Consider the following 12916-nt stretch of genomic DNA (forward strand, 5'->3'; position numbering starts at 1 on the left):
TAAGCTCTGAAAAAGTTACAATAACTACAAAAATAGTTACAATAACCTCTGAAAAAGTCACACTAGCCACAAAAATGGTTACAATCAATCATCGTCTCTTCATTCACAGCACAAAAAACCCACTATCCTATAAAGAATAGTAGGTTCTGGCAAAATCAATAGATATGAACAAACGGTTTTTCCGATCCTGCATCCCTTACAATCAACGCTTCCTCTCCACTGATGGAAGAAATGGATACTTGTAGATTGATATAATTCGGGAAGTGCTCCACCACTAGTCCTGTTACATATTGAGTGAAACCAATCAACTCAGCCTTCCCGTTAAACTCCATATTCACTTCAATGGAAAGCTGTTGGAGTTCACCATCACGGTAATAGCCTGTTCCAATTACACCTGTATGGTTAGGAAAATAGTCGTCAATATCCAACTTGAAATTCTCAAATCGTACAGCGTCATCACGATATAATTCGGTCGTATCGCTATTCGGGAAAAGGTGATATTCCTCATTTATTTTTTCCCATTTACCAACGGAATTATCGCCGGATGCGACATTCGCTTTTGCGATGAAACTTCCTGGGACAACGGAATTCGCAGGGCTTTGTTTATACAATCCTATAATGATTGGAACATTCTCAAGTCCTTCCAGGCTGCGTACTCTTCTGATAACTTCTTCCGCTATTTTTTTACCTTCAGCTTCAAGTTTATCATCAGGAATTGGGTATTCACGAGGATAACCGCCATCTTTATCTAGGAGATTATAATAATGAACAGAGTTAAGCGCAATTCCTATGGATACACCCCCAAGCTCTACCTGGTCTTCACCTTTACGAATTAAATAGTTTTGTTCCTGAATATGAGCAAGATAAATTGGGCTGCTTTCATTATTCTTTTCAGTGTCCGGCCCATTAACCGCCGCCGGATTCAATCCTAAGCTATCTTCATCTTCAGGATTTTTTCTTTTCAACCAAGCACTAATCATATCCCTCTTTATATACTGCCCTTCCTGATACAAATAGCTGTCGGAAGGAAATACCTCCTGCGACATCCGCATCAATCCGGTTTCCAACTCCTCCACATCGACCCGGCTGTTTAGGCGCGGGGCGATTTGGCCTCGAGTTTCCCCGGGCTTATAAGGGAGAATGGTTTGGTAAAAGTCATCTGATATTTTATATCTTGGAACAATAGCTTGTTCCGTGTTTTCCTGCTGCGCTGGATCTTGTACCACTTCTTCTTGCTTCTCGAAGCCTGGCACACATCCGGTGGCAAAAAGAGAAACAACAAGGAGCAACGACAAAAACCTTTTCACTTCCAACACCTCTTATGATTGTATTTCCTTAAGCATTTGTGCTTCATTCCAAACTTCTATTCCAAGCTCCTGTGCTTTTGTAAGCTTAGAGCCGGCATCTTCTCCAGCAATAACTAAATGCGTATTTTTGCTGACGCTTCCGGTCACTTTTCCGCCAAGCTGTTCAATGGCTGCTTTCGCATCATTTCGGGACATTTCTTCCAGCTTTCCTGTCAGGACGATCGTTTTTCCTGCAAAATAAGAATCCACTTCTTCCGCGCTTACTGGCTTCGGTCCTTTATACGCCATGTTGACCCCAAGTTCTTTTAACTCTGAAAGAAGTTCTGTCACTTCCGGCTGTTCAAAATAAGTCACAATGGAGTCTGCCATCTTGTCGCCAATTTCATGAATCGCCGTCAGCTCTTCTTTGGATAAGCTTGCAAGACGGTCCATATGATCAAATTCTTGTGCCAATGTTTTAGCGGCTTTCGCTCCAACCAAGCGAATTCCAAGGCCAAACAGTAGACGTTCAAGTGAGTTGTCCTTTGTTTTTTCAATAGCAGAAATCAAATTATCGGCAGACTTCTCACCCATCCGCTCCAGCTCCAAAAGCTGTTCTTTTGTCAATTTATAAAGATCTGCAACGTCTTCAATCAGATTCTCATTGAAAAGTTGAGCAATTACCTTTTCGCCAAGACCATCAATATTCATGGCATTTCGAGATACAAAGTGTATCAATCCCTCACGAATTTGTGCCGGACACTTCGGGTTGATACAGCGCAAGGCCACTTCCCCTTCAATGCGTACAAGCTCGCTCTCACATTCCGGGCAGTGAGTAGGCATAGTGAAATCGCGTTCTTCGCCTGTTCGCTGCTCGACCAATACGTTCACCACTTCCGGGATGATATCACCGGCTTTTTTGACGATGACGGTATCACCAAGCTTGATGTCCTTTTCACGGATGAGGTCTTCATTATGTAAGGACGCGCGCTGAACTGTTGTACCTGCTACACGCACAGGTTCAAGGATAGCCGTTGGCGTCACCACACCTGTTCGGCCGATATTCAGTTCGATATCAAGAAGCTTAGTCGTCACTTCTTCTGCAGGGAATTTGTACGCAATGGCCCATCTTGGACTTTTTGCGGTAAAACCAAGCTGTTCCTGATGCTCGGTGTTGTCCACTTTAATTACAATACCGTCTATATCATACGACAGATCCGGGCGTTTTGTGTGCCAAGCTGTGACATATTCCAAAACTTCTTCAATCGACGTGCACACTTTTCGCTCCGTATTCGTCTTAAATCCCAGTTTATCCAGGTAATCTAATCCCTCACTGTGGGAATCCACACCTGCTTCTCCCGCGTCCGCAAGGCTGTACACGTACACGGACAAGTTACGGGATGCAGCGATTTTCGGATCAAGCTGACGAAGGGAACCCGCTGCCGCATTACGAGGGTTGGCAAATGGCTCTTCTTCGCGCTCCATTTTTGCCGCATTTAGCTTTTCAAAAGAATTTTTCGGCATGTATGCTTCCCCGCGAACCTCCATCGTCACCGGTTCTTTTAAGCGCAAGGGGATAGATTTGATCGTTTTCAGATTCATGGTGATGTCCTCACCAGTTGTCCCATCTCCACGGGTCGCACCAAGAACAAACAAACCATCCTCATAGCGCAGGGAAACAGCCAGACCGTCAATTTTCAACTCGCATACATAAGTCACATCATCGCCGACAGCCTGCTTCACTCGGCGGTCGAAATCACGCAAGTCGTCTTCGTTAAACGCATTGCCAAGGCTGAGCATCGGGGTACGGTGCTCGACCTTGTTGAACATCTCAAGAATATTCCCTCCCACACGCTGAGTCGGAGAGTCTTCTGTTTGCAGTTCTGGATGCTCCTTTTCAAGCGTTAATAGCTCTTGTAAAAGAGAGTCGTATTCTGCATCTGAAACGGATGGTTTGTCCAGTACATGATATTCATAGTTATATTGGTTCAGCACATCATGCAGCTCGCGAACCCGTTTTTCAGCTTGTTCTCTTTCCATGCAATGTCGTCCTTTCTTAATTGGCGGTTTTCATTTATCTATTGTTGAACCTTCGTCACAGGGGCAAATTTAGCCAATAGGCGTTTAATGCCTGTTGGGCTTGGGAATGCGATGTCGAGTTCCTTGCTGTCGCCATCACCTTTAACGCTGACAACGGTGCCGACTCCCCATTTTTTATGTTCTGCTTTGTCTCCTACCATCCAGTCCAAGCTTTCTCCACCCGTTGCAGTCAGCCCGCGGGATGGTGCAGTGGTACGGCGTGCGGTTTGTGAAGCAAGACTTGCCGCCCTTGCTCTTCCAGCAGAAGAATTACCTCCAAATGGTGAAGCAGAGCCGCCTCCAAAACTTGACCCGCGTCCACCAAATGGCGTTGGGCGGGATGTTGCTTCTTTGTTTTCTTCGCTTTCCAGTAATTCTTCCGGAATTTCTTTTATAAAACGGGAAGGCGGGTTGATGTTCGTACGGCCGAACAGGGTACGCATCTGGGCGTTTGTGATGAACAGTTGCTTTTCAGCACGCGTGATTCCAACGTAAGCCAGACGGCGTTCCTCTTCCATCTCTGCTTCTTCAAACAACGAACGGCTGTGAGGGAATACCCCTTCCTCCATTCCAATTAGAAATACAATAGGGAACTCTAGTCCTTTTGCAGCATGAAGTGTCATTAAAATAACGCCTTCCTGCTGAGCTGGATCTTCCTCGTCCAATTTATCAATATCAGCAACAAGCGCCAGGTCTGTAAGGAAAGCAACCAAGCTCTTGTCATCATATTTTTCTTCAAAATTCTTCGTTACAGACAAGAACTCATCGATGTTTTCCAGTCTGCTTTGGGATTCAATCGTTTTGTCAGCTTTCAGCATTTCACGATAGCCTGACTTTTCAAGAACCTCTTCCACTAGTTCCGTCACAGAGATGTACTCTTGCATTTGAACATAGCCTTCAATCAGCGCACGGAACTCTTTCAATTGCGAAGTAGCACGGCCACTGACGCCAATCAGGTCTACTTCTGCAAGTGCCGTGAAGATGGAGATATCATGCTGTGCCGCGTAATTGGCAATCTTATCAACGGTGGTTGCTCCAATGCCACGTTTCGGCACGTTGACAATTCGTTGCAAGCTGATGTCGTCGTCAGGATTGGCAATGAGGCGTAGATATGCCAGGATATCCTTGATCTCTTTGCGGTCGTAGAACTTTGTCCCACCAACGATTGTGTAGTTTATGTTGGACATGAGGAGCATTTCCTCCATCACACGGGACTGGGCGTTTGTACGGTACAGGATTGCGAAGTCGCCAAGCGTGCGTGTTGGGTCTTGTCGCATTAGTTCACGCATTTTGCCAACTACAAACTGTGCTTCAGATTTCTCAGAATCAGCCTGATAGTGAATTATTTTTTGCCCTTCGTCATTTTCCGTCCAAAGGTTCTTCTTTTTACGGCCGATATTGTTTTCGATCACTCTGTTTGCCGCTTCTAGGATACGTTTGGTAGAACGATAATTCTGCTCAAGGAGCACGACTTCCGCGTTTGGATAATCTTTTTCAAAAGAAAGGATATTGGCGATATCCGCTCCACGCCAGCGATAGATGGACTGATCAGAATCACCTACCACACAAAGGTTTTTCAAGCGGTCCGCCAAAAGGTTAACCAATGTATATTGCGCTCTGTTCGTATCCTGATACTCATCCACGTGAATGTACTGAAACTTTCGTTGGTAGTATTCGAGCACTTCCGGTACACGTTTAAAGAGATGGATGGTTGTCATGATTAGATCGTCAAAATCAAGCGCTTGGTTCTTTTTCAGCCTCTTTTGATAGTCGGTATAGATTTCCGCTACTTGTTGCTCATAAGGACCAAGTGGCTGTTTTGCATATTGCTCCGGGTTCATCAGTTCATTTTTTGCAGAGCTGATGGTACCAAGGATGGTTCTCGGTTCAAACTTTTTCGGATCGATATTGCGGTCTTTTAAAATATTCTTGATGACAGACAACTGATCAGTCGTATCAAGAATAGTAAAATTGCGGTTAATTCCGATTCGGTCAATGTCACGGCGCAGGATTCGCACGCACATGGAGTGGAATGTCGAGATCCAGATGTCTTCTGCAGCAGGTCCGAGCAGCTTTTCCACACGATCTTTCATTTCGCGGGCAGCTTTATTGGTAAAAGTAATCGCGAGGATATTCCAAGGCGCCACCTGTTTTTCCGCCATCAAATAGGCGATTCGATGCGTCAACACCTTGGTTTTTCCACTTCCCGCTCCGGCCATGATGAGTAAGGGTCCGTCCGTTTTTTTTACGGCTTCTTTTTGCATGGGGTTCAGTCCCTCAAGAAGCCTCTGACTTAAATATTGCATATTTTTTCACCGTCCCAACAAACATATGTTCTTATTTTCTATCATACTAAAATGTGTAGTGAATTACTATTAGTTTTAGAATATTTGCATACACCGCTGTTGATTTCCACAGCCGGAGATATCTTGCTACTACTTATTTTTCACAGCATCAACTGTCTTCAGTGCTACTTTTAAGTTATCATAAACTGCATTCCCTACTACGACGGTATCTGCGTATGCTGCCATTTCTTTAGCGCGTTCTGCTGATGAAATGCCGCCTCCGTAGAACAGTTGCGTTTTTTCTAACGTTTGTTTTGCCGCCTGGACCATTTCTACGTCCCCGTACGTACCACTATATTCTAAGTAAAAGATAGGCAGATTAAACATTTTCTCTGCTAGTCTTGCATAAGCGATGACATCTTCTTGGTCGAGATCTGTGTTTGCTTCTGTCAGCTTGGCAGCCTTGCAATCAGCATTCAGAATGCAATATCCTTCTGCCACGATCTCCTCCCAGTTCATAATATCGCCGTATTCTTTTAACGCTTCTATGTGAAGGTCCGTGACCCATTCTGTCTTTCTGCTGTTCAGCACACTTGGGATAAAATAAAAATCAAATCCCGGTGTGACCGATTCTATGGTGGAAACCTCCAATGCACATGGCAACGAATATCTTCGCACCCTGCTCATCAGGCTCAGCACATTGTCGAGTGTGACCCCGTCCGTACCGCCGACTAGAATTGCATCGGTTCCGGATTCACACACAAGCTCTAAATCTTCGTCCGATATCTCTTTATTAGGATCCAATTTAAAAACGTGCTTCCACTCACGTATTTCCATTAACACTGCAAACGTCCCCCATTCTAATTTTCCATTCCCCTATTATAGCAAAATCCCAGCTAATACGAAAAAGAGAAACGGAGATTGTCGACTGGAAGTTACGATCTTTTCCGGTAGACCAAAAGTTTTTTTCCTCTGGGCTGTTATTTCTTTCGTGTAGCGGGGAATTACATAACTAACATCTTTAGTCGTACTTAGGAAAATAGTTGTTTTTTTAATAGATGGATGCATAACGAAGTCGCTTCAAAATATGATGTGATAAGGAGGTGTCCAACATGCCAATGTGGCTATGGTTTGTTATTGGCTTCGCTATTCTTTTGCTGTTTGGTGCTCTTGTGGACCATTTTGGGAAAAAAAGAAGGAGGTCGGCTGACTCTGCTTCGCTCTCTCAATCAGTCGATCAAGTAAAACCAAACCAGGATACGTTTTTTAGGTGATGCACGGTTTGTTAAGGGACTTTGCTTTTGGATGGAACCGCTTCTTAATAAGAGGCGGTTATTTGTTGTTTGATCGGTGGAGGGTGTAGTCTCTATGACCATTTTTAGGCTTTTCTTTACGATTTGAATGTATAGAACCGTTCTATTAGACTTTTCTTGCTGGTTTTCTTTGTGTTCGGGCGTATAGAACCGTTCTATTAGACTTTTCTTGCGGGATCCCCCTCTGTTCGGGCGAATAGAACCGTTCTATTAGACTTTTCTTGCGGGATCTCTCTCTGTTCGGGCGTATAGAACCGTTCTATTAGACTTTTCTTGCGGGATCCCTCTCTGTTCGGGCGTATAGAACCGTTCTATTAGACTTTTCTTGCGGGATCCCTCTCTGGTCGGGCGTATAGAACCGTTCTATTAGACTTTTCTTGCGGGATCCCTCTCTGGTCGGGCGAATAGAACCGTTCTATTAGACTTTTCTTGCGGGATCCCTCTCTGTTCGGGCGAATAGAACCGTTCTATTAGACTTTTCTTGCGGGATCCCTCTCTGGTCGGGCGTATAGAACCGTTCTATTAGACTTTTCTTGCGGGATCCCCCTCTGTTCGGGCGTATAGAATGTTGCCCCCTATAAAAAATAGCCCGCTGCACTCCAGCGCAGCGGGCCACCTTAAAACTTTTTACACTTCTTTTGTCTTCTTTTCTTCTGCAATACGCTCCAGGGCCATCTCGTAAGCATCGTTACCGTAATTCAGGCAACGCTTCACACGGGAGATGGTCGCAGTACTTGCACCAGTTTCTGTTTCGATTTTATGATACGTGAAACCTTCTCTCAGCATTCTTGCCACCTCTAGGCGCTGTGCTAAAGATTGGATTTCATTGATGGTACAGAGGTCATCGAAAAATCGATAGCACTCTTCCATGTCTTTTAAAGAAAGAATAGATTCAAAAAGTTGATCCAGTTCTTTTCCGCGTAGTTTATTGATTTGCATGTTTGATTTCTCCTTTGCTTATTAAGACTAGTATATGACCTTATTGAAATCTGGAATAATCTGAATCCACGTTTTACCAGGGACAAGTGGGACCTGTTCACCGTTTTTGTAGGGAAGAATCTTCCCGTCCACCGATTTCCATTCTACATCGAAGCGCTCTCCATTTTGAATGAGCACCCCGTTGCCGCCTGAGGTAATATCAATTTCCCTCCTGCCTTGTTTATCGACCACAAGATGAGTCGCTTCTACAAGGAACACATTATGTGCAACAATCGCTTCCTTTGTATCAAGGTCCGTGTGTTTCACGCCGCCGCTATAACGGACGTATGCTTTTTTCTCAGCATCATATTTATATTCAACATGTGTTGCCTGCCTGGATGAGTATTCAATTTTTACGTGCTCTAAAGAGGTGGCTTCATGAGGATTGATTTGCCCTTTTTTCAAAAATGTGAAAGGTGCGACCTCCGCTTGTGTCTCATAATTTAGCTGCTTTGCGCCTTTTTGGATATTTGCAGAACTGATGTATGAATTATGCGGCGCCTTGCGGAAACTCGCTCGTTTGAAAAGTGTTCCGTCATAGGTCAGACCGTTTATTCCATCTACTTCTCCTGCTTGTATCTTTTCTTTGGCACCAGGACTCCAACCATGAAATACATACAAGGCGTCATAGGCTTTTGCCAGGTCTACAAAATAGGCTCTTGAACTTCTGACAGGCCCGACTGTTTCAGGCATTTCACTGTGGAAAATAGCAAGAAGCCTGGTTATGTCGCCTTCTGCCAGCACTTCATAAACAACATCTGCTTTATGCAAACCAGACTGCGGCCTAGCTTTTATATCATTGTTCACCATTACCGCAACCGGACGGGCATCAATTTTCTCCGCCACCATTTCTCCACTTAACGGCGCTTGCTCCGTCAGTTCAGAAACCTCTGTTCCCACCTGCTCTTCTTCTTCTATCGCTACTTTCGTGGTCTCTTCACTTTGCTCTTGACTAGTTTCAACGTTTTTTTCATTGTTGGTTTGACAGCCTGTCAACATTAGCATAAGGCTTGCCAATAGCAACATCTTATTCCTACTCATCCTAACATAAACACAACCTTTAGTATTTTTACATACTTTTATATTTTAACGCATTATTGACGGAAAGAGTACCGTTTTATTCATCACATCGTATATTCCTCTAGGTGTTATTCTAATATAGGGAAGATGTGTAGATGATAAAAATAATAATGTATAGATAGGATCATTGAAACTGTAGCCTCTTTCAAACAACTGATTTCGCAGTTCTGTTTCCTGCTTCATCAAGTCTTCCATGCTACAATCTGATAATCCACCTGCAAGCGGTAATGGGATGTCGCAAATGACTTCTCCATCTTCCACCAGCACCATTCCCCCTCCCAAGTCTTTCATATGTTGGAAGGCTTTTACCATGGCGCTCTTGTCTTTCCCTATCAGAACGATATCTCCTGTATTGGAATAGGAACTCGCAAACCCTTGAACATGTGTCCCGAACCCTTTTAGAATTGTGTTCACGCGCCATTTTCCTTTACGATCAATTAGCATAAGATACGACTGATCATGAGAAGTCGACAGGCTGTCACCTGACACATCCACAGAGATAGTATATGGCTTAATGATTACTTCGTTGACCATTTCCATCCCAAGCGCCATAGAAAATTGCAGATCATCCATACTTAAATTCCACTCGAGTTTCATTGGCTCTAAGCCAAGTTCAGACCAATTCTGGGCAGGAAAAGCTCCCTTGACCTGTTCATTGTCCCTAGTGACCCACTGGCCTTTGGAAAGGACGGAAACGGGAGTCGGTTCTTCTTTTGCCTTCAGGAAGTTGATGTTTGCTATCCGGCCAGGGGCAATGCTACCGTGCAACTTATCCATTGCAAAATGTTTTGCTGCATTATAGGAAGCCATCCGGTATGCCTCTATTGCCGGCACTCCTTTGTCTAGGGCAATGGCGATGGTCCGGTCTATGACACCGCTTTCATAAAAGCTCGGTGTGGAGCCGTCTGTATTGAAGAAGGTTTGATCATAGTAATGAACACCTGAAGCTTCAAGCTCTTCTAAAATTAATGGTAGGTCGGGTCTGATTGACGAATAGCGCAAGGAAGCATGATACCCCTGTGAAATTCGTTTAATTACATCCGCTCCATTCATCGCCTCATGGTCACTGTGAATGCCAAGCAGCTGCATTTTGGTCAGTGTCTTTTCCGAAGCACCAGGAAAATGCCCTTCCACTGGCTTTTTGCGTGCATTCGCTTCTTGGACCCAATGTAAAATTAAATCGTCCCCCGCCATTAATTTCGGCCAAGCTGTCAATTCCCCTCCCTGCATAACAAGAGGGTGATCTAGCCAACTTTTCATATTTGGAGTCGAGAAAATTTCGTCCTCATTTTTTATCTCCGTCTGCGCATCAAATCGGCACCACCAATACATCGTCGCAGCAGTTTTGTTCAATTCTCCTATAAAAGAAAACGCTTTCTTTTTTGACATCTGTAAAGTAAGCATCAAGTTGTCATTAACGAAGGTGGTTGTTCCTAATTTAGATGCATATTGAGCAAACGACAGGGGATTATAAAGTTGAAACGGATGAACATGCGGTTCAATGTAACCCGGTACTAGGTAGTACGATTCACAATTAACCATTTCCGTGTTTTCAGTATTTGTAGGTAGCTGGTCCCCTACATAGACAATTCGATCTTCATGGACCCAGATATTTGCCGTCATCCACGTTTTTAATTGCACATTTAAGTATGTTGCATTCGTCAGAACCAAGGTTGGTGCCTGTTTCCCATCAATCACGGCAACCTGTTCTCGTATTTTTTTGTTTTTCCATCTATATGCTTGTTCATGCATGATTTATCACCCACTCTTTGTGAGATTGTATCTTTGTCTTTGTCACATCTGTATGGTTCATTTAGTGAATATTATTTTGATATAACCTCTTTTTACCATGTTACCACAACACAGTTTTGCTTGCATCACCGTTCTTGATAATTATGTGAAAATTAATGCAATTTAGCGCTTTAACTCAAGAAAATTTATACGTTGGAGGGATTATGATGAAAGTAAGACCAAATATCAGCATCATCAATGCAATGATTCGCATCACTGCAGGGTTTGCTACACTGGCGTGGATTACAAGCAAAATGGTTCGACGTCCCAACCGAGACTCCTACAAACTTGTCGCACTCCTTGCAGGCATGAAAATCGCTGAAGGCATCCTGCGCTACTGCCCGCTAACAGCAGGCTTCGAACGCTTCCAAGAATACCGCAACGACCACAACAGCGAAAACAACCACTACAACTTCGACTTCGAAGACTTCGAAGCCAAAGCAAACGGCGACGGTGGAGCCGACTCTTACAACCCTTCTTGAGGGGGAGAGGATAAAAAAAACACCTTTGGGGGTCAGACCCCCAAAGGGTTTTCGTCACTCACGTCGAACAATATAAGGAGGTATGAATAATGCTTGAGTATTTAACGGATATGTCGTTTGTGTTAGCCACTATTATTGGTGGGATTGTTGCTGTTTTGTACGTGTTTGTTAAGAAGAAACGCCGGGCGCAATAGCTTTGTGGGCGATGTCCTTGCGATAGAAAAGATTATCGCATGTTATTTTGCGCAACTCTTCGTACACTTTTTTCTGCGCTTGCTCTAAGCTGTCGCTTTGTGCAGCGACTAACAACACGCGGCCGCCGTTTGTTACAAGTTTTCCATCTCGACCTTCTGTTCCGGCATGAAAAACCAAACCTTCACCAACTTGATCCGCACCTTCAATCACTGCACCATTTTCATATGCTTCTGGATAGCCTTTGGATGCCATTACTACTCCAACAACAGATTCATTCGACCATTTAAGCTCCAACTCATCGTCTCCGTGTAGAACCCCTGTCAACACTTCCGCCAAATCTGATTCAAGTCTTGGCAACACGACTTGCGTTTCTGGATCACCAAAGCGTGCATTAAATTCAATCACCTTCGGACCTTGCTTGGTTAAAATTAAGCCTGCATATAAAATGCCTACGAATGGGCGCCCTTCGTTTACCATCGCTTTTGCAGTTGGAAGCAGTACCGTTTCCAACGCCTCTTCCACAACGGAATTTGGGATTTGAGGCACTGGCGAGTACGCTCCCATGCCACCTGTGTTTGGTCCCTTGTCCCCGTCAAACGCACGTTTATGATCTTGGGCAATCACCATCGGATACACCTTCTCACCGTTGACAAATGCCATAAAAGAGAACTCTTCTCCTTCAAGGAATTCTTCAATGACAAGCTTAGAGGATGCTGCACCGAATTTTGACTCCGCCATCATCTCGTGCACCGCTTCGAACGCCTCTTCATCCGTCATAGCTACAACCACACCTTTTCCAGCTGCCAGTCCGTCAGCTTTCAGAACAATCGGTGCGCCCTTGCCTTCGATGTACGTTCTTGCTTCTTCGTAATCTGTGAACGTTTCATAGCCAGCTGTCGGGATGCCGTATTTTTTCATAAGGTCCTTGGCAAAACCTTTGCTTCCCTCAATGAGAGCCGCTGCCTTGGTTGGTCCGAATACTTGAAGTCCCGCAGCTTGGAATGCGTCCACAATTCCGTTTAGTAAAGGTACTTCCGGGCCCACCATGGTAAGGTCGATTTGGTTTTCTTTTGCAAAATTGATTAAGGAGACCGTGTCTGATTCTTGGATCGGAACAAGATTTCCGACTGTTTCCATGCCGATGTTTCCTGGTGCTATAAATACTTCTGTTACGGATGGGCTTTGTGCGAATTTCCAGGCGATGGCGTGTTCGCGGCCGCCTTTTCCGATTACGAGTACTTTCATGGGTTTTCCTCCTGACGTGTTGAGTAAAGTGTCCATCTTACACCGCTGTTGATTTCCGCACTGGGCTTCGCTTTCCTAGGGGCGCTGCTGGAGCCTCCTCACAACCCTCGGAGGTCTCCACCTACCGCTATCTCCCTCAGGAGTCTTCGCCCTGTGTTCCAATCAACAGCTACCGTTCTTAA

Annotated in this window: 11 protein-coding genes; 3 read left to right on the top strand and 8 right to left on the bottom strand. The window is 44.6% G+C overall.

What is annotated here, in order from left to right:
* Window positions 1-155 precede the first annotated feature (155 nt).
* From FZC76_RS15135 to FZC76_RS15150, 4 genes are all read right to left on the bottom strand, one after another.
* Window positions 156-1307, bottom strand: a complete 1152-nt coding sequence (locus tag FZC76_RS15135) for a CamS family sex pheromone protein (protein WP_148988993.1) — start codon at window positions 1305-1307, stop codon at window positions 156-158.
* A 12-nt stretch (window positions 1308-1319) separates the two neighbouring features.
* Window positions 1320-3326, bottom strand: a complete 2007-nt coding sequence (ligA, locus tag FZC76_RS15140; protein ID WP_148988994.1) for an NAD-dependent DNA ligase LigA — start codon at window positions 3324-3326, stop codon at window positions 1320-1322.
* Between the two features lie 38 nt (window positions 3327-3364).
* On the bottom strand, window positions 3365-5671 hold the full coding sequence (gene pcrA / locus FZC76_RS15145; protein ID WP_148988995.1) for a DNA helicase PcrA: 2307 nt from the start codon (window positions 5669-5671) through the stop codon (window positions 3365-3367).
* A 129-nt stretch (window positions 5672-5800) separates the two neighbouring features.
* On the bottom strand, window positions 5801-6487 hold the full coding sequence (locus FZC76_RS15150; protein ID WP_148989057.1) for a heptaprenylglyceryl phosphate synthase: 687 nt from the start codon (window positions 6485-6487) through the stop codon (window positions 5801-5803).
* Window positions 6488-6762: 275 nt separating this feature from the next.
* Here FZC76_RS15150 and FZC76_RS23135 point away from each other — a divergent pair, with 275 nt between their 5' ends.
* Complete coding sequence (locus FZC76_RS23135) at window positions 6763-6924, top strand: hypothetical protein (RefSeq protein WP_187442091.1); 162 nt, start codon at window positions 6763-6765, stop codon at window positions 6922-6924.
* A 666-nt stretch (window positions 6925-7590) separates the two neighbouring features.
* Here FZC76_RS23135 and FZC76_RS15155 read toward each other — a convergent pair.
* The 3 genes from FZC76_RS15155 to FZC76_RS15165 are packed head-to-tail and all read right to left on the bottom strand — an operon-like array spanning window position 7591 to window position 10773.
* Window positions 7591-7902 (bottom strand): YerC/YecD family TrpR-related protein, encoded by a 312-nt coding sequence (locus tag FZC76_RS15155; protein WP_148988996.1) that lies wholly within the window; start codon window positions 7900-7902, stop codon window positions 7591-7593.
* A gap of 27 nt (window positions 7903-7929) precedes the next feature.
* Window positions 7930-8982, bottom strand: a complete 1053-nt coding sequence (locus FZC76_RS15160; RefSeq protein ID WP_262372630.1) for a DUF3048 domain-containing protein — start codon at window positions 8980-8982, stop codon at window positions 7930-7932.
* A 45-nt stretch (window positions 8983-9027) separates the two neighbouring features.
* On the bottom strand, window positions 9028-10773 hold the full coding sequence (locus FZC76_RS15165) for an adenine deaminase C-terminal domain-containing protein (protein WP_148988997.1): 1746 nt from the start codon (window positions 10771-10773) through the stop codon (window positions 9028-9030).
* A gap of 203 nt (window positions 10774-10976) precedes the next feature.
* Between FZC76_RS15165 and FZC76_RS15170 the strand changes: the two genes are divergently transcribed.
* Window positions 10977-11294, top strand: coding sequence for a YgaP family membrane protein (locus tag FZC76_RS15170; protein WP_262372631.1), 318 nt, complete (start codon window positions 10977-10979; stop codon window positions 11292-11294).
* Window positions 11295-11404: 110 nt separating this feature from the next.
* Window positions 11405-11488, top strand: coding sequence for an EYxxD motif small membrane protein (locus FZC76_RS23705; RefSeq protein WP_392396845.1), 84 nt, complete (start codon window positions 11405-11407; stop codon window positions 11486-11488).
* On the opposite strand, the gene purD is transcribed toward FZC76_RS23705, so the two are convergent.
* Window positions 11463-12734, bottom strand: coding sequence for a phosphoribosylamine--glycine ligase (gene purD / locus FZC76_RS15175; protein WP_148988998.1), 1272 nt, complete (start codon window positions 12732-12734; stop codon window positions 11463-11465). The two genes, FZC76_RS23705 and purD, sit on opposite strands and share 26 nt — an antisense overlap.
* Window positions 12735-12916 lie beyond the last annotated feature (182 nt).

Source organism: Sutcliffiella horikoshii (assembly GCF_008180725.1).
Lineage (GTDB): Bacteria > Bacillota > Bacilli > Bacillales > Bacillaceae_I > Sutcliffiella_A > Sutcliffiella_A horikoshii_B.